A 25094-nucleotide genomic window follows, 5' to 3' on the forward strand; every position below is an offset into this window, starting at 1 on the left:
CGGCAGGGCTACACTGGGCGCATGAAGTTCCATGCCCTGCTCGGCGCGGCCCTGCTCGCCTCCGTCCTCGGCGCGTGCGCGCCTGCCGTCACCGCCCCGCAGACCGGGCGGATCGTGAACGCCGTGACCGGCGAGGAAGGCACCGTGACCTTCACGCGCGGGACCCTCACGCCCCACGTGGGTGACCCGTTCGCGCCCGACAACGCCACCCTCCGCATCGGTGGGCGCACCTACACGGGCCGCACGTACCTGATCGGGAACGGCGCGCTGCCCGGCGGACTGGGCTTCAGCGTGGCGTTCGGCGCCAGCAGCGGCAGCGACGGAAGCGCCGTGACGGGCGGCGGCACCCGCGTGGAGGGCGGCCGCCCCGTCCCCGCCTACACCGGCAACCTGATCGCCCGCGCGGACAGCGACCCGCCTGCCCTGCTGACCTGCACCCTGACCGTGGACGCGCAGGAACGCGGCATCGGCGAGTGCTTCGACGGGGCCGGCACCCGCTACGCCCTCCAGTTCTGAATGGAGCCTCCGGTTGAAAGGTTCGCAGAATCTTTCAACCCGAGCGGATGCGAGTAGGAGTGATACGGACTCCGATTGAATGGCTTACAAAGCGGTTCAATCCGAGCGGATGCGAGTAGGAGAGAAGCGGGTTCCGGACGTGGAGTCGGCAATCCGGTGAAGTTCCGGATTGTCGGCGAAATAAACGGAATCCGTTTCAGTCAGGAAGGCTGCGCATGATCGTGTCAGATCGGTATTCGGTGATCCAGGGGTCCAGGCTCCCCTCGCAGAAGTCGTCCAGGCGGGACACGTTCTGCGGGACGTTCACGGTCCAGCGGGGTTCGCGTGACAGGGTCACGAGGTCGGCGGTGTGACCCACCGCGCCCGGCCAGCCCAGCCCTTCGCTGCGGGGGCTGACTGGGCGGCCGGGGTAGCTGGACTGGTCTGGGAACGACGTTGCAGGGGAGCGGAACGAGGTGGACGCAGCGCTCCGAGAGTCCCGCGTCTGGAGTCCCACCAACCCGGTCTCGTCACCCACCTGGCCCTCCTCCGCTGGTGAACGCTGCTTCCGACGGGATGGGTGACCTGAAGAACTGACGGAACGCCCCGCGTCCGTTCTCAGGTCAGGAGGCGTTGCAGGAACCACACGCCGCCTGTCGCGGTGATCGCGGTGGCGGTCACGCGCAGGGACGTGCGGGTGATGTGCGGCCCGGCGCGGCGCAGCAGGTGCAGTGCGGCGGCGGCGACCAGCAGGATGCACAGTTGTCCGACTTCCACGCCGACGTTGAACGCCGCGAGGGACCACGTGGCGGCGTCTGCGGGGAGGGTCTGTTCACGCAGGACGCTGGCGAAGCCGAAGCCGTGGATCAGTCCGAACGCGAAGGCCAGAGCGGCGCGCGGGTCGCGGGTGGGGGCAACCCTGGGGGAAGTGCGGCGCAGGACGCGCAGGTCATGCAGGCCGACCACCACGATGCTCAGCGCGATGACACTCTCGACCAGGCGGTCCGGGAGTTGCACGGCGTTCAGGGTGGCGAGGGCCAGGGTGACGCTGTGCGCGGCCGTGAACGCCGTGACGATCTTCACCTGCGTGCGGGTCCGGCCGCCGAGCAGGACCAGTGCCAGCACGAACAGGATGTGGTCCGGCCCGATGAAGATGTGATGCACCCCCTCGCGGATGAACGTCAGCACGACCTGCGCGGTGGACTGGCGCGGTCCTTCCAGCGTGGCGGTCGTCTGATCGTGGTCCAGGGCGTACTGCCCGGCGAGCGTCTGCGCGCGGTATAGGTTCAGGAACGTCTTGTGCAGCGTGTCGTCCGGGAAGAGGTCGGTCTGCACGGTGACGGTGCCGGTCGCGGCGGGGGCGGTCAGGGTGACCGTGACGTTCTCCCCGGCGGCCCGGGCGGCCGTGACGGTCAGGGGCAGGTCGCCCGGCGCGGCCCGGACGTGCAGGCGCGCGGTGACGAGTCGCGTGAGGGCCTGCGTGACCGGCTGCGGGAGGGGCGTCGCCTGGAGGCTGGCGTCGGTCGTTCCGGCGGGCAGTGCCGCCGGGTCGTGCGTGAGGGCGGCGCGGGGCAGCGTGACGGTCAGCCGCGTGGCGTCTGCGTTCAGGTGCACGTCCACCTGACTGAACGTGAGGCTGTGCGCGCCCGCCACGCCGATCAGGGCCAGCAGGACCACCAGCAGGGAGCGCAGGACGCGCCTCACGTCCGCCCGGTGGTGAACTGCACGGTCAGGCGGGTCAGGTCGGCGCTGCGGGTCTGCGCGGTCACCCGGTCGGTCAGGGTCCCGCCGGGTTTCAGGAAGATGTTCGCGATCCGCTGCGTCTTCGCGGGTCGGTACGCGTTCGTGTACGTCAGGGCGTGCGTCCCGGCCCGCTGCGTCCTGGGAGCCACGGCGAAGATCTTGAGGGTGTCGCCGCCGACCTTCAGGTTCGCCAGGGGCGGCACCTGCACGTCCCGCAGTGTCCAGCGGGCGCGGGTGCCGTCCAGCGTGAGGGTCTGCGCGGCCAGCACCCGCGTGGCGTACGCGCGGGCCTCGGCGGCCGTGACCCGCCCGTCGTGGTCGGCGTCCAGGCTGCCCGTGACGCTGGCGGCGACGGCGCTGCCAGGCGTGATGTCCAGCTCCAGTTCCACCGCCGTGGGCGTCAGGGTCAGGTACGCGCCCTGCACCACCTCATCCACCGGGTGGGCCCGGGCGACGCCCAGCAGGGCCAGCAGCAGGAGTGCGGGGCGAATCCTCACGTTATTTCGTCCAGGCCGCGCCGTAATCGTTGCTGGGATCGCGGTACATGTTGTGGAGGTGGTTGGTGGCGTCCCCACCCATGCTCTGCGGGGAGAACTCGATGATCGCGGTGGGGGCCGTCACGCGGTAGTACGCGGCCGAGCCGTTCGTGGGGCCGTACCACGCGAACGTCGTCTGCGCGAGGTTCCGGCGGATCTCGGTCATCTTCGCGTTCAGGTCATCGGCGTTCAGGATGCCCAGCCGGTCCTGGATGAGCTTCAGCAGCGCCGCCTGCTGCGCGGCCGTCATGGCCGAGGCACTCAGGCCCTCGGGCTGCAGGGTCCTGCCGTCCTGCCCCGGCCCGAGCACCAGGTCGATGCTCTGGCCGCTGATGATCGCCTTCGCCTTCTGCGCGGCGCTCAGGCTGCCCAGCAGGGCGCCCGCGTCCCTGATTTCCTGCGGGACCTTGTCGATCACGGTGGTCGTCTTCCCGCCGGACGTGCTGCGGATGGGCTGCCCACCGGTCAGGCTGGGGGACAGCGTAACGTTCTTCCCGGCGACAGTCGCGTTGATCGCCAGGTGATGCCCACCGAACTGCAGCGTCCAGGTGCCCGACGTGCTGGGTGTACCCAGGAACGACACGTAGTACTCGTCACTGCCGAAGATGAGGGAACCGCCAGGACCGCCCGCCTGACCCCCGGGAGGAGTCCCTCCAGCCGGACGCTGGCCCTGACCGGTGGGGGTCGTGGGGGCCTGACCCGCTCCGCCCTGGGTGCCACTGGCACTCTCGGCTTTCAGGATGTCGTCGGCCGCCATCTGCTGCTGCACCATCTTCAGTCCGTCCGGGGACAGCACGGCGCCCAGCAGGGTGGTCAGCGCGGCCCGCTGCGCGGCGTTCAAATCACCCCAGCGCAGCCCGGCCCGCTGGAACAGCCCGGTCGGGAGGTTCGACCAGCGCTGACGCTGCGCACTGTCCGTGAACGCGAACAACACGCTCTGGCGCTGCGTGGCGTTCAGGGCGCCCAGGAACGCGTTGGCGGCACTGACGATCTTCTGCGTCTGCGCGTCGCTGCTGGCCACGGGGGTCGTGGAACTGGCCGTAGCAGTCGGTGCACCGGCGCTGCCGGCACTGGCGTGCATCAGGGAGAAGCTCAGCGTGGCCGCGCTGAGTGCGGCGGTCAGGGATATCCAGGTGCGTCTTTTCATGGGTGGAACCTCCGGCGTGACGACACTCAGTCGCCTGCGGAGCCCATCACAACCGAAAGTGACTAAAGGAACGTTAAGAAGGGAATGAACCGCCTCACGTCATGCCGGGAGGCCATCCACGCATGTCAGGCGACGCTGTCTGAATTCGATCGGCGAAGCCTCACACGGACTCCGATTGAATGGCTGACAAAGCCGTTCAATCCGAGCGGACTCGTAGAGCTGCGTAGCAGAGCGAGTGGGAGCCAAAACGGGTTCCGGATGTGGAACTGGCAATCCGGCGTGGTTCCGGATTGCCGGCGAAACAAACGGCAGTCCGTATCGTACGGACTCCGATTAATTAGCCAACAGCGGCCACCAGTGGAAGAGTGTGTGCCGGGTGACCAGATCAGGTTGAGCTTCCAACCAGATACAGCGTTCCGACAGGGCAGCCTCCACCTCCTTGATGCTCTTGAACACTCGATTCGCAATCGGTGCATCCGTCAACTCCCACAGCCGTTCCGCCGGCTGCAGTTCCGGCGAGTACGGCGGCAACGTCACCGTCTGAATCCCCTCAGGATGCCCGTCATCCGGTGGAAGATGGAAACCAGCCCCATCCTGAACGACCAACACCCGATGGTCGGCGCCAGCGCCGACCTTCTGCGCAAACGCCGCCATGACGGCCCCGTACGCCTGTTTGTTCACCACTGGGATCAACCAGAACAAGCTCTCGCCGCTCTCCGGATTGACAAACGCGTACACATACAGCCACTCGTATCCAGGCTGAACTGGGCAGGTCAACGGTTGCCCAGTCGGCGCCCGCATGGAACGCCGGATCGGTTTGAGCCCGATTCGATGTTCGTCCATGCACCACAGAGAGACACGCGGTGAGAGACGCTCCGCCTGGCGGAGCGTCTCGGTCAGGACTTTGTTTTGAACGCTTCCTTTGCGGCCTCATCGCTGCCAGCGTGCCGGGGTCGAGGGCGTTGGGGCGTGAAGCCCGCCGCCCGCAGGAATTCATAGGTGCGCCCGAGATGGACGGACAGGCCGTACTGCTGCTGAAGCCAGTCTTGAACGTCCTTACCGGACCAGACGATGCCCTGCTCGAAGTCGGCGTGCAGTCGGGCGGCCAGGGTTTGTTGTTGTTCGGCTGTCAGGAGGCGGGGGGCGCCCTGGTTGGCGTGACGCGCGTCACGGAGGCCCGCGAGCCCCTGTTTGCGGTAGCGCTTGACCAGTCCGTAGACGGTGACCCGGTTGTACCGGGTCACCTGGAGGATCTCAGGTACGGGGCGTCCTTCTGCGAGGAGGGCGAAGAGTTGGGCTCTGCGTCGTTCGACGGCACAGGTACTGGCCCGGTAGAGATGCCAGAAGGTGTCAGCGTCATGCGCGAGAGGGGTGGTCAGAGGTATCTGTTTGATGCAACGATTATATGCCATTCAATCGGAGTCCGTATCATACGGACTCCGATTGAATGGCTTACAAAGCCGTTCAATCCGAGCGAAGTGAGGAGGAGCTGAGCGCATTGGTGGGGGAGAGGCCGCGCGTGGTGTGCCTGTGCGGCAGCGTGCGCTTCCTGGCCGAGTTCGACGCGGCGTCGCTGGCCGAGACGCTGGCTGGGCGGATCGTCCTGAGTGTCGGCAGTCACCGCCAGCGGGACGAGGACGCCCTGTCGCACCTGCGCAGCGTCGAACGCGAGGCTGCCCTGGAACGGCTGGGTGAGCTGCACCTGCGCAAGATCGATCTCGCGGACGAGGTGCTCGTCATCAACCCTGGCGGGTACGTGGGTGAATCTACCCGCCGGGAGATCGCGTATGCGCGGCAGACCGGGAAACCGGTGCGGAGCCTCGAACCGTTGACGGTGTAACGGTTCAGGCGAGCAGACTGACCGCCGGGTGCCGCACGCCCGTCACGCGCAGGGTCAGCCGGTCGTCAGGGGTGGCGGTCGGGCGGGCCACCTCGCGCAGCACGTAGGTGGGGTCGCCGCGCAGTTCCAGGGTCCGCAGGATGGCGGCGAGGTTCAACATGATCAGGCCCTCGGCCATGCCGCTGCCCGCGCAGATGTGTGGCCCCAGGCCGTAGGGGGCGAACGCGCCGGGGCGGCGGTGCTCCATGCGGCCCGGCGCGAAGCGTTCCGGGTCGAAGCGCGCTGCGTCCGTGAAGCACCCGTCCAGGCCGTGCGGGACGGTCGTGCCGATGATCACCCGCCGCCCCCGCGGCACCGTGAATCCCGCGAAGCTGAAGTCCTGCGTGACGGTGCGGGTCATGGCGGGCGCGATGGGGTGAAGGCGCAGGCACTCCAGCACGAAGCGGTGCAGGTGCGGCAGGCGGCCCAGGGTGTCCATGCTGGGCGGCCCGTCCCGGAACGCCCCGTCGGCCTCGGCGACCAGGGGGGGCACCAGTTCCGGGTGCCGCCCGACGCGGTACAGCACGAACGCCAGGGTGTTCGCGGCGGTGTCCATCCCCGCGATGAACGCCCCCATGGTGGCCATGCGCAGGTCCAGGTCCGACCAGAACGCCGGGTCGGCGGCCTGCGCGGCCAGCAGGTCGTCGATCAGGTCCGGTTCGCGCCCGGCCTGTTCGGGTGGGACGCGGCGGTGCTCCTCGATCAGGGCCTCCACCATGCCCAGGGACCGCGCCCGCGCCCGCCGGAAGCCCGGCAGCTGCTCGACCAGCGGCGGGCGCTGCCGGGTCACGCGGACCATCAGGGTGTTCTGCACGAAGCTCAGCAGGTCACTCAGGTACGGGCGGGCAGAACCGTTCACGACCACCCGCGCCAGCTGTTCGGTGATCACGGCCTTGCACCAGTGCGCCACCCTCAGGTCGTCCCCGGCCCGCAGCGGGGCAAGGTCCCCGGCCGTCACGGCCAGCGCGCGGCGCAGGTTCGCGCCCAGGTAAGAGCGGGTGAACGTGCGCCCCTCCACCCGCCGGAAGACCCGGTGCTCGGCGCCGTCCACGCTGATCAGGGAGCGCGACGTCCCGAACGCCTGATCGTTGGGCCGCCACGCCTCACGCGACCGCAGCACCCGCGCGGACTCCTTCACGGTCCACACGTTCGCTTCCGGCCCGGCCAGCACCGTGTACGTCTGTCCCAGGCCCGTCACGTTGAACACCGGGCCATGCTCGCGGTACGCGGCAGTCAGGAACGCCCGCAGCCGGTGTGGGTACAGCTGCGTGATGCTGCCGATCACGGGCGGCCCGGACACGGTGGGAATGACACGCGGGGAGGCCGGCAGGGGCAGGGCGTCGGTCATGACCCACGGTACACTTCCGCGCCGCCCACGAGAAAGCCCCGCCGGCCGACAGGCGGGGCGGGGCGTTCAGGGTGTTGGTCTTACGCCTGGCCGTACATGACGGCGCGCTTGACTTCCTCGATCAGCTGCGTGATCGGAATGTCGCGCGGGCAGGCTTCGGTGCAGTTGTACGCGGTGCGGCAACGCCACACGCCGGTGTTCTGGTTCATGATGCCCAGACGCTGCTGCGTGGCCTCGTCGCGGGTGTCGAAGATGAAGCGGTGCGCCTGCACGATCGCGGCCGGGCCCAGGTACGAGCCGTTCACCCAGAAGATCGGGCAACTGGTCGTGCAGCACGCGCACAGGATGCAGTTGCTGGAGTGCGCCATGCGCTCGGCTTCCTCCTCGGACTGGATGCGCTCGGCGGCGGGGGCCGGGGACTCGTTGATGAAGTACGGCATGATCGCCTTGTACGAGTCGAAGAACGGCTCCATGTCCACCAGCAGGTCCTTCTCGACCTTCAGGCCGCGGATGGGTTCCACGGTGATGGTCCCGCCGTTCTTGGCGACGTCGCGCACCAGGGTCTTGCAGGCGAGGCGGTTGCGGCCGTTGATCAGCATGGCGTCGCTGCCGCAGATGCCGTGCATGCACGAGCGGCGGAACGTCAGGCTGGGCTCCAGATACCACTTGATGTGGTTGATGACGTCCAGCACGCGGTCACCCGGCTGGGCCTCCACGTCGTAGGTGGTCCAGTGCGCCTTCTTGTCCTTCTCGGGATCGAAGCGCAGGACCTTCACTTTCAGTTGCATCATCGGCACGCTCGCAGAGACGGGCGCGGCGCTGGTCGGTGCGTGGGTCTGGGTCATTGAGATTCCTTCCGGGCGGCACCTGTCTGTTGCGACGCCCGAGTGGGTGGGGGTGGAGGTCATACGGATTCCGTCTGTTTCGCTGACAATCCGGAACTTCACCGGATTGCCAGCTCCACGTCCGGAGGGACGTTTCTCTCCTGCTCTGCGGGGCAGCTCTACGAGTCGCTCCGCTCGGATTGAACGGGTTTTGCAACCCATTCAATCCGAGTCCGTATCAGTACACGCGGGGCTTGGGTTCGAACGCCCGCGTGAAGCCCTTCAGGGACACGGGCTTGTACCCGATCTGCACCTGACCCTCGCGGTTCAGGTCCTTGTACGCCATGGTGTGCTTCAGCCAGTTCTCGTCGTCACGGGTCGTGAAGTCCTCGCGGTCGTGCGCGCCGCGCGACTCGGTGCGGTTGAGCGCACTGGCGGTCATGGCCTCGGCGCAGTCGAGCATGAAGCCCAGTTCCATCGCCTCGATCAGTTCGCTGTTGTAGCGGCGGCTGGGGTCGCTGACGCCCACGTTCGCGTACCGCGCCTTGAGTTCCTGCACGATCCCGACCTGTTTTTCCATGTCCTTGCCGTTGCGGAAGATCCCGACGTTGTTCATCATGGATTCCTGCAGTTCCTTGCGGATCGCGGCGGCATTGTCCTTGCCGCTGCTGTTGCGCAGGCGGTCGAACAGGTCCACGCTCTCGCGCTCGGGGTTCTCGGGCATGTCCGGGAATTCCACCTGACGGGCGTACTGCGCGGCGTAGATCCCGGCGCGGCGGCCGAACACCACGAGGTCCCCGAGGCTGTTCGTACCCAGGCGGTTCGCGCCGTGCAGCGACACGCACGCCTGCTCACCGGCCGCGTACAGACCCTCGACCGTCCCGCCGTTCCCGTCGCTGAGGCACAGGCCGTTCAGGTCGGTGGGAATGCCGCCCATCGCGTAGTGCGCCGTCGGCTGGATCGGCACGAGGTCCTTGACCGGGTCCATGCCCAGGTACGTGCGCGCCAGGTCGGTGATCTCGGCCAGTTTGCCCTCGATCACCTCGCGCGGCAGGTGCGTCAGGTCGATGTTCACGGCGTCCTTGTCGCGGCCCACGCCCCGACCCTCGCGGATCTCGGTGATGATGGAGCGCGACACGATGTCACGCGGCGCGAGGTCCTTGATGGTCGGCGCGTACCGCTCCATGAAGCGCTCGCCGCTGTCGTTGCGCAGAATGCCGCCCTCACCACGGATGCCTTCCGTGACCAGGATGCCCAGCTTCGCCAGACCGGTCGGGTGGAACTGGTAGAACTCCATGTCCTCCAGGGGCAGGCCCTTGCGGTAGTAGATGCTCATCAGGTCGCCCGTCAGGGTCAGGGCGTTGCTGGTGATCTTGAACACGCGGCCGTACCCGCCGGCCGCCAGGATCACGGCCTTCGCGTGGAAGGTGTGCAGTTCCCCGGTGCTCAGTTCGTACGCCACCACGCCGCGGCAGCGGCCGTCCTCGATCAGCAGGTCCGTCACGTGGAACTCGTTGTAGAACGTCGTTCCGGCCTTCACGTTCTGTTGGTACAGGGTCTGAAGGATCATGTGACCCGTGCGGTCCTTCGCGTAACAGCTGCGCTCGACGGCGGCCTTCCCGAAGTCACGGGTGTGACCGCCGAACTTGCGCTGCGCGATCTTCCCGTCCGGCGTGCGCGAGAACGGCAGACCCATGTGCTCCAGCTCGTACACGGCGTCGATGATGTCCTTGGCGAACACCTCGGCCGCGTCCTGGTCGGTCAGGTAGTCGCCGCCCTTGACGGTATCGAACATGTGCCATTCCCAGTGGTCTTCCTGCACGTTCCCCAGGGCCGCGCCGATCCCGCCCTGCGCCGCGCCCGTATGCGACCGCGTCGGGTACAGCTTGCTGATGCAGGCCACCGACACGTTCCCCTTCGCGGCGTACAGCGCCGCCATCAGGCCCGCGCCCCCCGCACCCACCACCAGCACGTCATAACGATGATGCATAATTATCCTTTACCACCTGCCCGCAAGGGCCAGGGTCAGATCGAGAACAGACCCACCGTGCCGAACGCGAACAGCAGCGCCACCACGGTATAGAACACACCCTTCACCCACGCCCGGTTCGGGCGGGAGCGCACGTAATCCTCGATGGAATACCGCGCGCCGTTCGCGCCGTGCATCAACGAGAGTGCCAGAATCAACCAGTCGTAGAACTTCCACGCCGGATTCGCGAGTTTCCCCACCACCGCGTCGAAGGTCGCGTCCGACTCGCTCACCTGAATGAACGTCATGTAGATGTGCCCCAGAATCAGGAACACCAGGATCAGCCCGCTGATCCGCATGAAGATCCACCAGTTCAGCTCCGCGTTGCTGTGCGACTGCTGCCGCGCGTCCGTGAACGTCCGAGCACGAATCATCAGTACCCCCCCACCAGACGCGGGTACAGCGTCGCGGCCGCACCGATGAAGGCCAGGACGCTGATCAGCAGCACCCCGTACCACATCTGCCGCTGGTACGCCACGCCGAAGCCCGTGAAGTCCATCACGATGATCCGCAGCCCGTTGAACGCGTGGTACACCACGCCCGCCGTCACGAACAGCAGTCCCACCCGGAACGGCCACAGGTCATACGTCTCGTGAATCGCCATGTAAAACCGCTCACCAAAAATGAACGACCCGATGCTGAACACGTGCAGCATCAAGTAAGCCAGAATCGCCAGCCCGGACAGGCGGTGAAGCAGGAACGCCCACTGCCCCTCTCTTCCTCGGTACATTCTCCCAGTCCTCCTCGACGTCTAAACCTTCTTGCGTTGGCCCCGACACGCCACCACACACTAGGGCGAACGATATGCCGTGTGGGTGACCATTCACACCACTCTTTCAGACAAAGCCCAGTTTAACACCCCCCGCCAAGCCGCACCCACTCCACGGCCAGAGAAACGGAACGCCCGATGTCACCGCGTGAGGTGCAAGCCCGCCCCCCCCGCGCTACCCTGGACACCATGACCGGCCCCACCCCCACCCCACCCAGAGACCCGCAGGCCGAAGCGGAATTCACCCGCAAGATGATCCTCGGTATCCTCAGCACCCTCGAACACAAGGGCCTGCTCAGCAAAGCCGAAGTCGACGGCATCATCCGCGCCGCCCGTCACGCCGCCTACCCCACCCCCCCCCGCCGCACCCCCGGCCCCGCCGCGCCCGGCACGCAGTGGGTCAAACCCGGCCAGCCCCACCAGCCCATGGACCGCACCACTCCCGTCGCCATCCCCAACGTCCAGCGCGCCGCCCCGCCCAGAGACCAGCCGAAAGACAAACCGGCCGAGGAAACCCCCAAAGCGCCGCCCGTCATCGACTTCGACCTGCAGTAACCGGCGATCTCGCCCCGCAACCAGACAGGAAGGCCGCACCCGGAAGCTGGGGTGCGGCCTTTACTGAACAGTGGTTATACGGATTCCGTTTGTTTCGCCGACAATCCGGAACTTCACCGGATTGCCAGCTCCACGTCCGGAACCCGCTTCTCTCCTTCTCTACGGAGCAGCTCTACGAGTCGCATCCGCTCGGACCCAGCGGGCTTTGCAGCCCATTCAATCGGAGTCCGTATTACTTCAGCTGCGACAGGTAGTAGGTCGTGGTGTTGCCGTTGTACTCGTTGGTGATGACCTGCACGCCTCCCTGCGCGTTCAGGATGGCCTTGCTGACACTCCCCAGATTGACGGTGGTCGCAGTGGGGGTGGCCGCCGTATCGATCCTGTACACGTTGCTGGTGTCGCTGCCCCACAGCACGGCCGGGTTGCTCTGGTCGAACCCGGTCAGCGTGCCGGTCTGCACGGCAGTGAACTTGTTGACGGTGTTATCCGCGTTCAGGCGGGCAAGCTGCCCGTACGCGCTGAACCAGATGGTGCCGTCGGCGGCGACGGCCGCCGAGGTCGCGCCGCTGCTCTTGAGCAGGTCCAGCCTGGTGACGGTGCCGGTGGCCGTATCGATCTTCAGGGCGTCACCCGCGTACCCGCCCAGGTAGACCAGGGTCTTCCCGTCCGCAGCGAGGGTCAGTTGCGCGTCGTAGGAGCTGGACCCGTAATTGGCGGTACTGTCCACCGTGCTGATCACGCCGGTCGCCGGGACCCACGTCTTCAGGGACGTGGCGGTGCCGCCTACCCCGGTGTAGACGGTGTTCACGAACCACACGCGGCCCTGCCCGTCGGTCCTTCTGGTGAAGGCCGTCAGGTTGCCGAGGTTCACGGCGGGCAGCTGGGTCACCGTACCGTCATCTGCGATCAGCACGGGCGCTTTGACGGACCCTTTGTCGAGTGCAATCACTCCTCCCGTCGTTCTGATCAACTGAAGGCTGTTCTGCGACGCCACCGCGGCGCTGGCGGCAGACTGACCCGTGGTCGTGAAGCGGGTAACAGTGTTGCTGTACGCATTGCTGCTGGAGTCGTAGGCCATTGCCGTCACAGCCCAGAGGCCGCTGGTGGCGCCCACCGCTTCGCCGGCGGTCGATCCCAGCGCGGCGCGTGCCGGACGCACCGAGAGTTGCGTCTCCGCGCCGTAGGCGCCGGCACTCTGGTCTGGACTGGTGACCTTGAGGGTGCTGCTTCCCAGTGCGGCGTCGGCCGTGGCCGTCAGGGTGATGGCGGCCGTCGTGGTGCTGCCCGGCGTGACCGTCACGGTTTTCGGGGAGGCCGTCACACCAGTCGGGAGGCCCGTGACGGTCAGGGTCGTCTGGCCGTTGAAGCCGTTCTGGGTGCTCACGTCCACGTTCAGCTGCGTGGTGCCGCCCTGGTAGATCTGCTGGCCGTAGTAAGACGTGGAGGAGATGGCGATGTTCACGGTCGGTGCAGGCACCCTCAGTTCCGTGGAAGCGGACGCTTTCACGGTGCCCCCGTCGGCGGTCAGGGTGATCGGGTACGTGCCGGGCTTCAGGGTCGCGTCACTCTGGAAGGTCAGGCTGAGGTACGAGGAGCCGTTCAGGGTCTGCGTGACGGGCGTGACGGTCACGCCGGCCGGCAGGCCCGTGGCGGAGTACGTGACCGGCCCGCTGAAGTTCCCGACGCTGTAACCGCACACGTTCAGGGAGGCAGTCTTGCTGGGGTACAGCTCCAGGTAGCTGCTTCCGCAGGTGCCGATCGTCAGGCCGGGCTTGCGGACTTCCAGGCTGCCGTTGCCGCCGCCCACCTGCTTGCCGGTGGTGTCCTTGACGATCACGCTGAATGGGCCCGAGTAGTTGTCGTTGCCGCTGTACTTGAAGGTCAGGTTCGTGTCCAGGCGCTGCGGATTGACGCCCAGGTTCTTCAGGTAGGCGGCGGTGGCCTGGGCCTGCACGTTCTGAAGCGTCGTGGCGGTCAGGTTGACGGTGGACGGCTCGATGGTCAGGCCGGGCACGTCGGTGCTGAGGCTGACCTGCCCGGTGTACCCACCTTCCTGGTACAGGCGTGCGGGCACCGACACCCCGGCGTTCGACGTGATCGTCACGCCGCTGCCCAGGCTGACGAGCACGGACGGCGTGTAGGCCGTGGCCTTGAGTTCGGAGCGCACGCTGCTGCCGAGACTGCGCAGGGTGAGCGTGGAGCTGGTCCCGGCGTACTCGATGGCGTTCCAGCCGGTATTCAGGGCCACATTGAGTGCAGCGGTGAATTTAGTGCCGTCCGGGTAAGCGCACAGGACGGTGCCCTTCACGGTGGCGGCCACGGCGCTGTACAGGCGGGCCACCTGACTGCCGGGCACGGTGCCGCCCGACACGATCTGCTCGGTGGCGGACGCCAGAGAATCGATCTTCTCACTGAACAGTTCCACGTCCGTGAACAGGGCCACGGACGGATTACTGGTCTGCGAACCCGTGAAGGTGCAGCCGCTGCCCGTGGTGAGGTTGAACATGCGCTTGCTGTCTGGAGCCTTCGCCAGCGGCAGGTCCAGCACCCCACCCTTGACGGTGCCGGTGTTGGTGAAGTCGTAATCGTTCCCGCCGATCAGAACGGCGCGGGTTGCCGCCGCAGGGGCGCCGGTGACGGTCCCGGCCACGCGCTCGGCCTGCACGGTATTTCCGGGCGAGGGCGGAGTCACGCCGCCGGTGTTTGTCGTGGAAGGGCAGGCGGTCAGCAGGGCGGTCAGGCCGATCATGGCGGCCGGGAGTTTAAGGGTCTTCATGAACGTTCAGGATTCTAATGGGCCTCCGCCGGGCCTGCTGAAGGTTTGAGCGTCCGGGCTGCCGCCCCCCACAGCATGAAGACCTCATCAGGTTCGGCGAGGGCCTGGAATGCCTGGCTGGTCGGGAGGGGCGGCGCGGCGCCTATCTACACCACCTGTCCGCCGCGTGTGGGGGGTGGCGTATGCTCGGGGCATGTTCAGCGGTTCTTGGCGGGTTGGGGCGTCCCTGGTGGGGCTTCTTCTTCGTTGGGGGCGTTGAGCGCGGCCCAGCGTTCAGTGTTCGCCCCCGGCAGGCTCTTGGAGCGGCCGGGGGCGCGTTTCTTGGGGAGGGACTGTATGGGAATGACGATTGCGGAGAAGATTCTGGCGGCGCACAGCGGGCATGACGCGGTGGTGCCGGGGCAGCTGATCGAGTGCGCGACCGACTGGGTGCTGTGCCATGAGATCACCACCCCGGCGGCCCTGCGGATGCTGGAGGAGCGCGGCATGGACCGGGTGTTCAACCCGGACCAGATCGTGGCGGTGCCGGATCACAGCGTGCCGGCCATGAACATCAAGGCCGCGAAGATGTACCAGAAGCTCAAGAGCTGGGTGCAGGAGAAGGGCATCAAGCACTTCTACGACGTGGGCCGGGGCGGGATCGCGCACGTGGTGCTGGAGAACACGGGCCTGATGAAGCCGGGGCAGACGCTGGTCAGCGGCGACAGCCACACCTGCAACGCGGGTGCGCTGGGCGCCTTCGCGACCGGGGTGGGCAGCACGGACCTCGCGGGCGCCATCTACGCCGGGAAGGTGTGGTTCAAGGTGCCCGAGACCATGCTGATCCGCGTGACGGGCCAGACGCAGCCGGGCGTGACGCCCAAGGACATCGTGCTGGAGGTCATCAAGCGCATCGGCGCGGACGGCGCGAACTACATGGTCATGGAGTGGGTCGGGGACTACATCGACAATCTGGACATGGAGGGCCGTTTCACGCTGACGAACATGGCGATCGAGGCGGGCGGCAAGACCGGCATCGTCGCCGTGGACGACACCACGCGGGCGTACATGAGCGCCCGTGGCGTGACACCCGAGCAGTACACCGAGTACCAGTCCGACCCGGACGCCACCTTCAAGGTGGTCGTCGAGGTGGACGCCTCGGCGGTCGAGCCGACCGTGGCGTACCCGCACATTCCCAGCAACGGGCGCGTGGCGGGCAGTGACCGGATCGCCGTGACGCACGCCTACGTGGGCAGCTGCACGAACGGCCGCATCACGGACCTGCGGGACGTGGCCCGCATCCTGAAGGGACGCCGGGTCGCGGACGGCGTGCAGATGATCGTCGTGCCCGCCACGCAGGCCATCTGGAAACAGGCGGCGCAGGAGGGCCTGCTGGAGATCTTCGTGGACGCCGGGGCGAGCGTCAGTTACCCCAGCTGCGGCGCGTGCCTGGGCATGCACTCGGGCGTGCTGGGGCCGGACGACGTGTGCATCAGCTCCAGCAACCGGAACTTCGTGGGCCGCATGGGTGACCCGACGGCGCAGATCTACCTCGCCAGCCCGGCCACCGTCGCGGCGAGCGCCGTGGCGGGCTTCATCAGCGACCCGCGCACTTACAACGACAGCATCAACGCCGCCGACTGAACGCCAGTCGCAGCGGGCCGTGAGGGGGAGGGGAGAACGTGGACCTGAACATTCTGCTGGCCGTGGCGGCCATTCACGCGGTCGTGCTGGTCATTCCGGGACCGGACGTGCTGCTGGTCAGCCAGACGGCGCTGGCCCGCACGCGGCGCGCCGCACTGCTGGCCGGGCTGGGCGTGGTGCTGGGCATCGCGTGCTGGGCGGCGCTGGCACTGCTGGGCATCGGACTGCTGTTCCAGGCGTTCCCGTGGATTCACGGCGCGGTGAGGGTCGCGGGCGGCGCGTACCTGCTGTGGATGGGCGTGACCCTCTGGCGCAGCAGCGCCCGGCCCGACTCGCAGGCCGCGCCCATCCAGGCGCCCCTGAGTGACCTCGCGGCGTTGCGGGCGGGTTTCCTGACGAACATCAGCAACCCCAAGGCCGCCGTGTTCTTCGGCAGCGTGTTCAGCGGCCTGCTCGGCACGCACGCGGGCAGCGGCCTGAAACTCGCGGCGTTCGCCGTGATCGTGGGCCTCAGCCTCGGCTGGTTCGCGCTCGTCGCGGCCGGCATGTCGACCGCGCCCATGCAGCGCGCGTACCTGCGTGCCCGCCGGGCCGTGGACCGCGTGGCGGGCACGCTGATGCTGGGGTTCGGCGCACTGCTGCTCGCGTCCCGCGAGTAGACCGTCCACGCGAGTAAGCTGGGTGAACTTATGGGTGAAGCGAAACGACGTAAACAACTGGGCCTGATGCCCACCGTGCATCCCTTCGACGCGATCATGGACGCGGACGGCACACTGACCTTCACGCGCGCCCCCGAGGACGCCGCGCACCGCGAACTGATCGCGGGCGCGCTGCAGCGCTCGCAGCCGTACGGGGCCGCGTGGGACAGCCAGTACCGCACGCTGCACGTCATGCATGGCCGCGTGGACCGCTTCCTGGAAACCGCCGAGGACGTGCAGTCCATTCCCGTGCCGGCGCTGCGCCGCCTGAGCGGCGAACTGGCGCTGGGCCGCGTGGGCGAGGGCAGCGAGACGACCGGGCGGTTCCTGCCGGTCAAGGGCGGCGCGGTGCGCCTGCGTGAAGTGCAGCACTCCGCGGACGGCACGAAGTGGGAGGCGTTCCCCGTGAACATGGACCCCCGCCGCGCCATGGAGTTCCTGCTGCAACACCCGGCCGCCACGCTGGGCGGCGAGGTCGTCGCGACCTACGTGGCCGAGCAGTGGCGCGAGGGTCGCCTGGACATCGACCCGGAACCCCCGGCCGAACTGCTGGACATGCTCGAATCGCTGGCCCGCGAGTGGCACGGCGACACCGAGCAGGGCTGGCAGGAAACCCACCTGGACGCCACCGACGGCGACGACACGGACCCCGTGCCGGTCGCGCGGCGCGTGGCCTTCGAGCTGCGCCAGCCCGCGCCGCTGCAGACGCCACTGAACCTGGCGTTCGCCACGCTGGGCAACGTGGAAGTCACCGTGAACCGCGAGAACAGCAGCTACAGCCTCGACGGGGAGACGTGGATCTCGTACGCCGACCCGGACGGCGAGGCCCGCGAGGACGCCCTGAACCTCCCGGACTTCCTGGACGTGGAGACCGTGCCCGTCCAGGTGTTCGCCGACGGCCGCGTGGAATGGGTGGACGAGGACGTGCCCGCCGAGCACGGCGAACGCCTGCGCGCCGACCTGCTGCTGGAGACCGGCGCCGGGAACCCCGCCGAGTGGGCGCAGTGGACCCGTGAACTGATGGTCCAGACCTTCGAGAGCGAACTGGTCGTCCCGGAAGGCGCCGAACTGCCCGTGCCCGTCGCGGTGCTGCTGGACGTTCCCCTGGACGCCCTGGACGACCCGGACCCGCTGGCGCAGTCGTTCATCGAGTCGGCCATCACCTTCGACGGCACCAACTGGCGCGACCTGTACGACGAGGAAGTGCCGGAAGAACTCCGCGCCTACCTGGCCAGAGACTGACGGTGCCGGGAACGCACGGCACCGAGAACTGAATTCGAACCGGGTCGGGACCGCCCGCCGAGTCCCGACCGCAAGGAGCCCCCATGCCCACCGTGCACGTATTTGCCCGTGACCACATCAACACCGACGAGATCATCCCCGCCCGGCACCTGACCACCGACGTGGAAAGCGAACTCGCCAGGTTCGCCATGGAGGACTACGACCGGGACTTCGTGAAGCGGGTCCAGCCGGGCGACATCATCGTGGCCGGCGCGGACTTCGGCTGCGGCTCCAGCCGCGAGCACGCCGTGTGGGCGCTGCGCGGCGCCGGCGTGGCCGCCGTGATCGCCCCGAACTTCGCGCGGATCTACTACCGCAACTCCATCAACAACGGCTTCCTGGCGCTGGAATGCGACGGGATCGTGCAGGCCTTCGAGGATGGTGACCCGGCCGACCTGAACCTCACGGCGGGCACCATCACGAACACCCGCACCGGGCAGAGCCTGACCTTCGTGCCGGTCCCGCAGTTCGCGCTGGACGTGCAGAAGGCCGGCGGCTGGCTGGAGTACATGAAAGAACACGACCAGGCGGCGCTGGAAGCCCAGACCCTGGCCGCCCACAGCACCCAGGCCGGTCACGGTCACCCCGGCCAGGACACCCCCCAGGAGGAACAGCATGCCTAAGATCATCACCCTGCCCGGCGACGGCATCGGCCCGGAAGTCACGGCGGCCGCCGTGCAGGTGCTGCGCGAGGTCGCGCCGGACGTGACCATCGAGGAGCACCTGATCGGCGGCGTGGCGTACGACACGCACGGCGATCCCTTCCCGCAGCCCACCCGCGACGCCCTGAAGGACGCCGACGCGGTCCTGCTGGGCACGGTCGGCGGCGCGCAGGACAGCGCCTGGAACCTGCTGCCCCGCCACCTGCGCCCGGAAAGCGGCCTGCTGGCGCTGCGCAAGGCGCTCGGCTGCTACGCCAACCTGCGCCCGGTGCGCGTGCAGCCCGGCCTGGAACACCTGTCCCCGCTGAAGCCGGAACTGGCGCGCGGCGTGGACATCCTGATCGTGCGTGAACTGCTGGGCGGCGTGTACTTCGACGGCGACCGCAAGATCGACGGCGACACCGCCTACAACACCATGCGCTACACCACCCCCGAGGTCGAGCGGGTCGCGCGGGTCGCCTTCTGGGCCGCCGAGCAGCGCCGGGGCCGCGTGACCAGCGTCGACAAGGCCAACGTGCTGGAGGTCAGCGAACTGTGGCGCCGGGACGTGACTGCCCTGCGTGACCGCGAGTACCGCGGCATTCACCTGAACCACGAGTACGTGGACTCGGTGGCCATGCTGATCGTCTCGGACCCCAGCCGCTACGACGTGATCGTCACCGAGAACCTGTTCGGGGACATCCTCAGCGACCTCGCGGCCGTCATTCCCGGCAGCCTCGGCCTGATGCCCAGCGCCAGTCTGGGCGACGGCGCCGGCCTGTTCGAACCCATCCACGGCAGCGCCCCCGACATTGCCGGGAAGGGGATCGCGAACCCCGCCGCCGCGATCATGAGCGCCGGGATGCTCCTGCGGCACGGCCTGAAACGCCCGGACGCCGCCAACCAGATCGACCGGGCCGTGGCCCTCGCGCTGCGCGCCCAGCCCACCCGCGACCTGGGCGGCGCGGCCGACACGCAGACCTTCACGCGCGCCGTCATGAGCGCCCTGGAAAGCTCGCCCGCCGTCGGGTAAGCGGGAGCACCGCCCAGGGCAGCGGGGAGGGGGCAGGGGAGACGCGAATCCCCCCGCTCCCTCCCCGCTGCCCCGCTCAGCGCAGGCGCTCGCGTTCCAGCTGCTGGATGCGCCGCTCGAGTTCCTGCGTGCGGCCCCGCTCGCTGTCGTCCCCGAACTGCCGCGCCAGGAACAGGACCAGCGCGATCAGCCCCACGACGACACTCAGGACGGTCAGCAGCAGCAGCAGGTTAGGCAGGCCCGGGGTTGGCATGCCCGCAGCTTAGGGGCGGCGCGCGCCAGGCGTTGCCGCAATTGCCACAGGGACCCTGTTCAGGAACACTTCACGCGGCGCATCCTGTGGGCATGAGTGACCCCGCCGTGACCTTCCCCGCCCCGGCCCGCATTCCGTACCCCGGCGGCTGCGTGCTGGAACCCGGCCCGTACGCACTGGACTACCTGCTGAAATGGCGGGCCGACGTGACCGTGGCCGGCACCCACCACCCGGACACGCCGGTGTACCCGCTGCTGCGCGCCCTGCTGGCCGACCCGGCCGCGCACGGCCTGAGCCGCGCCGACGCCGAGGCGGCCCGCGACCGCTTCCTGGACCTGGCCGGGCAGGCCCTGAGTGCCGAGGGTGGACAGCGCGCGTGGCTGGAACGCGAATTCCGCTGACGCGGGACGCACCGGGCGAACTGGACGGCTGGCCGGATGACCTGAGCCTCGCGGCCGCCCACCCCGGTGAGACGCGCCACGCACTCGTGGCCCGCACCCTGCGCGACGCCGTGACCGCCGGCCGCCTGCCCGAGGGCACCCGCCTGCCCGGGCACCGCCGGCTCGCCCAGCGGCTCGGCGTGTCCCGCAACACCCTGGTGGACGCCCTGACGCAGCTGCACGCCGAGGGGTACGTGCGCCCGCGCGGCCGCAGCGGCACCGTGATCAGCGTCCCGGCGCTGCGCGGCCCCGCCCGGGTGGACGCCCCGCCGCTGCCGCTGAGCGCCTGGGCGGTCCGCGCCCTCCAGGGACAGGTGCAGGAGGCCGGCGGTGACACCTTCGCCGTGGATTTCCGGGTGGGGCAGCCCGTCCCGGACCTGTACCCGGAGGCCGCCTGGACGCAGGCGCTGGCCCGCCGGGCCGCGCAGGTCACGCACGCCCACGCCCACGATCCCCTCGGGCCGGTCGAGACGCGCCGCGCCCTGGCCGCCTACCTGAGTGCCGAACGGGGCGCGCGCGTCACGCCGGACATGGTGATGCTGACCGGCGGCACCCAGTCCGCGCTGGACGCCCTGGCCCGCGTGTTCCTGGAACCCGGCCGGCTGGTCGCCGCCGAGAACCCCACGTATGCCGGGGCGCGCGCCGCGCTGGCCGCCACCGGCGCGGAGGTGACGGGCGTCCCGGTGGACGCCGAGGGCCTGCGGACCGATGACCTGCCGGCCCGGGCGACCCTGGTGTACGTCACGCCCGGCTGCCAGTACCCCACGGCCGTCAGCCTGAGTGCCGCGCGCCGGCAGGCGCTGATCGCCTGGGCGACCGGCGTCAACGCCTTCATCCTGGAAGACGACTACGCCGCCGACCTGCACCTGACCTCCCGCCCGCCCCCGGTCCTGCAGGGGCTCGCGCCGGACCGCGTGATCCTGCTCGGGTCGTTCAGCAAGAGTCTGGCGCCCGTGACCCGCAGCGGGTTCCTGGTGGCCCCGCCGGACGTGCTGCGCGTCCTGACCGGCACCCGCCCCCTGACCGACCGGCTGCCCGGCCGCCTGGACGCCCTGGCCCTGGCGGACGTGCTGGGTTCCGGCGCGTACGCCCGGCACCTGCGCCGCGCCCGGGGTGTCGTCGCGCACCGGCAGGAGACGCTGGTGGCCGAACTGCGCGCCGCCCTGCCTGACTGGACGGTCACGCCGGTCGCCTCGGGCCTGCACCTGTACCTGCCGCTGCCGGCCCCCTGGACCGAGGAGGCCGTCCTGACGAGCGCCGCCGCGCAGGGCGTGGCCCTGAGTCCCGTCTCGCCGCTCGCCGCGGGCGGGCACGTTCCGGCGGTGCTGCTGGGGTTCGCGGGCCTGCCCCTGGACCTGCTGCGGGACGGTGCGCGGCGGCTGGGCGCGGCCCTGCAGGCCGGCTGATACGGACTGCGATTGAATGGCTTACAAAGCCGTTCAATCCGAGCGAAGCGAGTAGGAACTGGGCGGGTTCCGGACGTGGAGTTGACAGATCGGTGGTGTTCCGATCTGGGAACGAAACAAACGGAATCCGGCTGATACGGACTGCGTTGCGGCCTCCAGTCCCACGCCCGGAGGCCGTATGGGCTTCCGCGCGGCCTGGGGACTGCCCCCAGGCGGGGGCGGGAGTGGGGGCGGGGGCGGCCTTCCGGCACACACGCGGTGGGCCGCGCGGTAGACTGCGCGCAATGCGCCTGCTGCTCGCCGCCCTGGCCCTGGTCCTGACGTTGATGTATTTCACGTTCGGTCTACGCTTCGGGTATGTCACCCTGACGCCCACGTACATGCTGAACGCCAGCGGCGAGAACCGCTACGGCCTGAACATCTTCGAGGACCGCAAGATGATCGGCGTGCGCGGCTCCTGCGACGTGCGTTCCGGCACGGCCACCGTGCGCCTGCTGGACCCCAGGGGTATTCAGGTGGCCGGTCAGGTCTGCCCGAAGGGCACGTGGGGCCTGAACGTCATGACGACTGGCCCGGAGGGGAAATACCAGCTGATCGTGGAATTCTCTAAATTCACCGGAACGATCGATCTGAAAGAGGCGCGCGAGTAGGGAACACCCCGCCGCCGGCAGGGCGTTCAGGGAATACCCACGAATTTCTCATAGCCGCTGACCGCCGCGGCCCGCTAGGGTCAGGGTCCTCATGAATGCCGCCTTCCCCGCCGACCTGCTGGACGCTCCCGAACGGGACGACCTGCTGATCGGCGAACCGGCTCCCCGTCCGCTTCCCGGGGACCCGCCGCTCCCCTGTCTCCCGACCCGGACGGACAGCCTGACCGGGCCTGTCCGTCCGGGGGAAGTGACGACGCCGGGAGGGCGAGAACCGGGCTCCGGGCTGGGCGCGGACCCCCCGGTGCAGTCCGGGAGGGACCGAGAGACCGGCGGACACTCCATCCGCCCGGAGGTCCTGGCACGCGCCCGCCGCTGGGCGACCTTCTACCCCACCGGGGACGTGCTGATCGACCCGCACGGACAGGTCGCGCCGCAGCCGCGCGACCAGATGCGCCTCAGCGTTCACCTGTACGCCGTGACCCGCCGGCACCTGGACGGCATCCGCCTGGACGAGGGCGCCATGATGGCCCGCATGCGCACCCTCGCAGAGCTGGAGGGCGCTCCCCGCGCCCCGCTCAGCCCGGTCGACGTCCTGCTCAGCCGCCTCGGCTGAACCGGGACCCGGGCTCAGCCCAGCAGGGCGCGCAGGCCCCGGCGCGGCCGGGGAAAGCGGGCGGCCTGCACCTGCGCGGCGAAGTCCTCCAGGATGGCCTGCAGCTCCTGCGCCTCGCCGCGCAGGCGGGCGCTGATGGCCTGCACCTGCGCGTCGCGTTCCTGCTCCCAGTGGTGCAGGACCCGTTCGTTCAGGCGGGCGTGGTCGGGGCTGGTCACGTCGCGCGGCGGGGCGAGGCGGTCGCGGGCGAGTTCCAGGTACGCCACGTGGTCGGTCGCGCGGGCGGCGGCACCCAGGGCGCCCTGCGCCTTGAGCTGCGCCACGCGCGCCGCGAGGCGTTCACGTTCCAGCACGGCGCGGGCACGTTCGCGGCCCTGCATCAGCGCGGCCCCGGCGGCCATGCCCACCAGCGCGAGCGTGAAGGTCAGCAGCGACCAGTGCTGCGGGGCGCCGCTCTGCTCGGGCGCGGCGCTCAGGTCGGTCAGTTGACCCTGCTGCGCGGCGTTCGCGGCGATCTCGGCCGTGACGCGCAGGATGCCGTCCCAGTTCAGGAACCCCTCCACGCCCAGGTACAGCGCCGTGACGGCCAGGATGCCCCCGGTGTACGCACGCGGGTGGGCCATGCCGGGCGTGCCGGGCGCGAGCTTGGCGCGGTACGCGAGTTCATCCACCAGCCACAGCAGCAGCACGCTGAACATCACCCCGGCCGTCAGGGCGATCAGGGTCAGGTACAGCCGGGATTCCGGGTTGAACAGCAGGTTGATGCTGACGCCGCTGATGATGCCCACGAAGAACTTGCTGAACACCGCGAACGCATTGAACACGCGTTTGCTGCCGCTCCTCTGTTCGGGCGGACGGACGGCGTGACCCTCGCGGGCCAGCGTCATGACGGCCTGCTGGGTGTACAGGTCCTCGGCGCTGGTCGTGTCCGGGCGGGCGCCACTGGCGATCAGCGCGTCGAACCGCTCGGCGCGGGCCTGCTCGATGGCGGCCGTGGCGGCCTCATAGTCGCGTTCCACGCTGCTGCTGGCGGCGTTCATGAACGCCAGGTGCTCCTGCTGCCGCCCCCAGCTGGTTCGCACGCCCACGCCCGTCTCGGCCAGCACGCGGGTCAGGGCGGCGCGCGCCTGCGCGTGGTTCACGCGGTATCCCTCGACGTTCAGGTGCAGCAGCCGGGCGCGGCTGTTCAGGGCCGCGCGGGTCGCCTCGTCCGGGATCAGGCTCAGTTCGCCGCGCAGGTCCCCCAGCAGCTCCGCGAACTGCTGCGGGTGCAGGACCGGCAGGAACGACTCGGCGCTCAGCGGTTCCGGGCGGGGCAGCGCCGCCTCGTACAGGCGCGGGTCGAAGTCCGCCAGGTCGTCCTGGGGGGGAGCGGACGGCCCGTCGGTCTGCGCGTGTCCCGCTGCCCCGGCGCCGGTGGCATCGTTGGGGGCATCGTTCCGGGCGGCCTCCCCCACGAATTCCAGGTCCACGGTGCCCAGGTCCGGGCCGCTGAGGGTCACGCGTGACAGGGGTCGGGTGGTCGGGGGGCTGGTGCTCGGGGGGCTGGGGTCGCCCGGGCTGGTGGGGTCGCCTGGGCGGGTCACCGGCGGGCCGCCTTCACGGCCGACGCGAAGGTCGGGTACACGTTCGACAGGTCGTATGCGCCCGCCAGCAGCACGCGCCGGTCACTGGCCGAGGCGCCCAGCGCCTTCACGAACGAGTCGCGGACCGACACGCCGCCCGCCCCGGCTTCCGGGCTGAGGCCCGCCACGAACAGCGTCCGGGTGGTCTTCGCTCCCAGCAGCGTGCGGGTCACGCCGCCCAGTCCGGCGCGGCCGGGGTCGTCGAGCAGCGCGCCGTCCGTGAACAGCACGACCACGTCGTTCACCTTCGCGGTCTGCGCGGCGCGCCCGGCGGCCCGGGTCAGGCCGGCCGTGATGGCACTCCCGCGCCCCGCGCAGGGTCTGGTGAGCGCGGTGGTGTAGCGCAGGATGTCGGCCCTGGCCATGCGCGCCCCGTTCTTCGAGCTGAACGTGAAGTCCGCGACGGTCTGCACGCCGTCGCACACGCGCAGCAGGGTCAGGGTGTCGCCGCTGCGCAGCTGGTTGAGCATCACGCTCTGCGCGAGCAGCCGCGCCTGATCCGCGTACCGGAAGGCGGGATTCTTGCTGCTGCCGGTCATGTCCACCGCGACCGTCAGGTGCAGCGGCGGCGTGGACAGGCCCAGCAGCGTCGAGGCGCTCATGGCCGGAACCGGCAGGGACAGGGCGGACAGGGACAGGGCGGACAGCAGGGCAGGGGTCACAGGCATGGGCACTCCAGAAGGCAGGCGGGCAGGGCCGCCGGAAAGACAGGGGCAGGGGAGACGCGGCG

The 25094-nt window shown here is 69.2% G+C and carries 27 protein-coding genes; 12 read left to right on the plus strand and 15 right to left on the minus strand.

What is annotated here, in order from left to right; genetic code table 11:
- Window positions 1–21: 21 nt before the first annotated feature.
- Window positions 22–516 carry a hypothetical protein gene (locus ABDZ66_RS14210; RefSeq protein ID WP_343760163.1) on the plus strand — a complete coding sequence of 165 codons (495 nt, stop codon included), beginning with the start codon at window positions 22–24 and terminating at the stop codon, window positions 514–516.
- 196 nt (window positions 517–712) lie between these two features.
- Here the strand turns inward: ABDZ66_RS14210 and ABDZ66_RS14215 are convergent, their stop codons facing one another.
- From ABDZ66_RS14215 to ABDZ66_RS14240, 6 genes are all read right to left on the minus strand, one after another.
- Window positions 713–874: a hypothetical protein gene (locus ABDZ66_RS14215; RefSeq protein WP_343760166.1), complete on the minus strand. Its 162-nt coding sequence runs from the start codon at window positions 872–874 to the stop codon at window positions 713–715.
- A gap of 239 nt (window positions 875–1113) precedes the next feature.
- Window positions 1114–2199, minus strand: coding sequence for a HupE/UreJ family protein (locus ABDZ66_RS14220; RefSeq protein ID WP_343760168.1), 1086 nt, complete (start codon window positions 2197–2199; stop codon window positions 1114–1116).
- Window positions 2196–2735: a hypothetical protein gene (locus ABDZ66_RS14225; RefSeq protein ID WP_343760170.1), complete on the minus strand. Its 540-nt coding sequence runs from the start codon at window positions 2733–2735 to the stop codon at window positions 2196–2198. The genes ABDZ66_RS14220 and ABDZ66_RS14225 overlap by 4 nt, the downstream gene beginning before the upstream one ends.
- A gap of 1 nt (window position 2736) precedes the next feature.
- Window positions 2737–3921 (minus strand): DUF3500 domain-containing protein, encoded by a 1185-nt coding sequence (locus ABDZ66_RS14230; RefSeq protein WP_343760172.1) that lies wholly within the window; start codon window positions 3919–3921, stop codon window positions 2737–2739.
- Window positions 3922–4254: 333 nt separating this feature from the next.
- Entirely contained in the window at window positions 4255–4821 is a 567-nt protein-coding gene (locus ABDZ66_RS14235) for an IS630 family transposase (RefSeq protein WP_343760338.1), read from the minus strand.
- Window positions 4818–5333 (minus strand): winged helix-turn-helix domain-containing protein, encoded by a 516-nt coding sequence (locus ABDZ66_RS14240; protein ID WP_343760174.1) that lies wholly within the window; start codon window positions 5331–5333, stop codon window positions 4818–4820. The genes ABDZ66_RS14235 and ABDZ66_RS14240 overlap by 4 nt, the downstream gene beginning before the upstream one ends.
- Window positions 5334–5422: 89 nt before the next feature.
- Here ABDZ66_RS14240 and ABDZ66_RS14245 point away from each other — a divergent pair, with 89 nt between their 5' ends.
- The gene (locus ABDZ66_RS14245) at window positions 5423–5761 is read left to right on the plus strand and encodes a hypothetical protein (RefSeq protein WP_343760176.1); all 339 of its coding nucleotides are present in this window, start codon (window positions 5423–5425) and stop codon (window positions 5759–5761) included.
- A 4-nt stretch (window positions 5762–5765) separates the two neighbouring features.
- Here the strand turns inward: ABDZ66_RS14245 and ABDZ66_RS14250 are convergent, their stop codons facing one another.
- The 5 genes from ABDZ66_RS14250 to sdhC form a co-directional block, all read right to left on the minus strand.
- Window positions 5766–7148, minus strand: a complete 1383-nt coding sequence (locus tag ABDZ66_RS14250; RefSeq protein WP_343760178.1) for a cytochrome P450 — start codon at window positions 7146–7148, stop codon at window positions 5766–5768.
- Window positions 7149–7228: 80 nt separating this feature from the next.
- Window positions 7229–7993, minus strand: a complete 765-nt coding sequence (locus ABDZ66_RS14255) for a succinate dehydrogenase iron-sulfur subunit (RefSeq protein WP_343760180.1) — start codon at window positions 7991–7993, stop codon at window positions 7229–7231.
- 217 nt (window positions 7994–8210) lie between these two features.
- Complete coding sequence (gene sdhA / locus ABDZ66_RS14260; protein WP_343760182.1) at window positions 8211–9962, minus strand: succinate dehydrogenase flavoprotein subunit; 1752 nt, start codon at window positions 9960–9962, stop codon at window positions 8211–8213.
- 35 nt (window positions 9963–9997) lie between these two features.
- The gene (locus ABDZ66_RS14265; RefSeq protein ID WP_343760185.1) at window positions 9998–10375 is read right to left on the minus strand and encodes a succinate dehydrogenase hydrophobic membrane anchor subunit; all 378 of its coding nucleotides are present in this window, start codon (window positions 10373–10375) and stop codon (window positions 9998–10000) included.
- Window positions 10375–10731 (minus strand): succinate dehydrogenase, cytochrome b556 subunit, encoded by a 357-nt coding sequence (gene sdhC, locus ABDZ66_RS14270; protein ID WP_343760187.1) that lies wholly within the window; start codon window positions 10729–10731, stop codon window positions 10375–10377. The genes ABDZ66_RS14265 and sdhC overlap by 1 nt, the downstream gene beginning before the upstream one ends.
- A gap of 228 nt (window positions 10732–10959) precedes the next feature.
- Here sdhC and ABDZ66_RS14275 point away from each other — a divergent pair, with 228 nt between their 5' ends.
- On the plus strand, window positions 10960–11325 hold the full coding sequence (locus tag ABDZ66_RS14275; RefSeq protein ID WP_343760189.1) for a hypothetical protein: 366 nt from the start codon (window positions 10960–10962) through the stop codon (window positions 11323–11325).
- A gap of 232 nt (window positions 11326–11557) precedes the next feature.
- On the opposite strand, the gene ABDZ66_RS14280 is transcribed toward ABDZ66_RS14275, so the two are convergent.
- Entirely contained in the window at window positions 11558–14101 is a 2544-nt protein-coding gene (locus tag ABDZ66_RS14280; RefSeq protein WP_343760191.1) for a hypothetical protein, read from the minus strand.
- 336 nt (window positions 14102–14437) lie between these two features.
- On the opposite strand from ABDZ66_RS14280, the gene ABDZ66_RS14285 reads away from it, so the two are divergent.
- The 5 genes from ABDZ66_RS14285 to leuB all read left to right on the plus strand — a co-directional run bounded on the left by ABDZ66_RS14285 (window position 14438) and on the right by leuB (window position 19377).
- The gene (locus ABDZ66_RS14285) at window positions 14438–15724 is read left to right on the plus strand and encodes a homoaconitate hydratase family protein (RefSeq protein ID WP_343760193.1); all 1287 of its coding nucleotides are present in this window, start codon (window positions 14438–14440) and stop codon (window positions 15722–15724) included.
- A 38-nt stretch (window positions 15725–15762) separates the two neighbouring features.
- Window positions 15763–16383 (plus strand): LysE family transporter, encoded by a 621-nt coding sequence (locus ABDZ66_RS14290; RefSeq protein WP_343760195.1) that lies wholly within the window; start codon window positions 15763–15765, stop codon window positions 16381–16383.
- Between the two features lie 30 nt (window positions 16384–16413).
- Complete coding sequence (locus tag ABDZ66_RS14295; protein WP_343760198.1) at window positions 16414–17664, plus strand: hypothetical protein; 1251 nt, start codon at window positions 16414–16416, stop codon at window positions 17662–17664.
- Between the two features lie 83 nt (window positions 17665–17747).
- Window positions 17748–18326, plus strand: a complete 579-nt coding sequence (locus ABDZ66_RS14300; RefSeq protein WP_343760200.1) for a 3-isopropylmalate dehydratase small subunit — start codon at window positions 17748–17750, stop codon at window positions 18324–18326.
- Window positions 18319–19377 carry a 3-isopropylmalate dehydrogenase gene (gene leuB, locus ABDZ66_RS14305; RefSeq protein ID WP_343760202.1) on the plus strand — a complete coding sequence of 353 codons (1059 nt, stop codon included), beginning with the start codon at window positions 18319–18321 and terminating at the stop codon, window positions 19375–19377. The genes ABDZ66_RS14300 and leuB overlap by 8 nt, the downstream gene beginning before the upstream one ends.
- A 76-nt stretch (window positions 19378–19453) precedes the next feature.
- On the opposite strand, the gene ABDZ66_RS14310 is transcribed toward leuB, so the two are convergent.
- Window positions 19454–19630, minus strand: coding sequence for a hypothetical protein (locus ABDZ66_RS14310; RefSeq protein ID WP_343760204.1), 177 nt, complete (start codon window positions 19628–19630; stop codon window positions 19454–19456).
- Window positions 19631–19722: 92 nt separating this feature from the next.
- Between ABDZ66_RS14310 and ABDZ66_RS14315 the strand changes: the two genes are divergently transcribed.
- The 4 genes from ABDZ66_RS14315 (at window position 19723) to ABDZ66_RS14330 (ending at window position 22739) form a co-directional block, all read left to right on the plus strand.
- Window positions 19723–20031 carry a hypothetical protein gene (locus ABDZ66_RS14315; RefSeq protein ID WP_343760206.1) on the plus strand — a complete coding sequence of 103 codons (309 nt, stop codon included), beginning with the start codon at window positions 19723–19725 and terminating at the stop codon, window positions 20029–20031.
- Complete coding sequence (pdxR, locus tag ABDZ66_RS14320; RefSeq protein ID WP_343760208.1) at window positions 20007–21476, plus strand: MocR-like pyridoxine biosynthesis transcription factor PdxR; 1470 nt, start codon at window positions 20007–20009, stop codon at window positions 21474–21476. The genes ABDZ66_RS14315 and pdxR overlap by 25 nt, the downstream gene beginning before the upstream one ends.
- Window positions 21477–21760: 284 nt before the next feature.
- Window positions 21761–22126, plus strand: a complete 366-nt coding sequence (locus ABDZ66_RS14325; RefSeq protein ID WP_343760210.1) for a hypothetical protein — start codon at window positions 21761–21763, stop codon at window positions 22124–22126.
- A 91-nt stretch (window positions 22127–22217) separates the two neighbouring features.
- Window positions 22218–22739, plus strand: coding sequence for a hypothetical protein (locus ABDZ66_RS14330; RefSeq protein WP_343760212.1), 522 nt, complete (start codon window positions 22218–22220; stop codon window positions 22737–22739).
- Window positions 22740–22753: 14 nt separating this feature from the next.
- Here the strand turns inward: ABDZ66_RS14330 and ABDZ66_RS14335 are convergent, their stop codons facing one another.
- Both ABDZ66_RS14335 and ABDZ66_RS14340 read right to left on the minus strand, forming a co-directional pair.
- Complete coding sequence (locus ABDZ66_RS14335) at window positions 22754–24325, minus strand: hypothetical protein (protein WP_343760214.1); 1572 nt, start codon at window positions 24323–24325, stop codon at window positions 22754–22756.
- On the minus strand, window positions 24322–25032 hold the full coding sequence (locus ABDZ66_RS14340; RefSeq protein WP_343760216.1) for a VWA domain-containing protein: 711 nt from the start codon (window positions 25030–25032) through the stop codon (window positions 24322–24324). Before ABDZ66_RS14340 ends, ABDZ66_RS14335 begins: the two co-directional genes overlap by 4 nt.
- Window positions 25033–25094 lie beyond the last annotated feature (62 nt).

This window comes from Deinococcus depolymerans, assembly GCF_039522025.1.
GTDB classification, from domain to species: Bacteria; Deinococcota; Deinococci; order Deinococcales; family Deinococcaceae; genus Deinococcus; species Deinococcus depolymerans.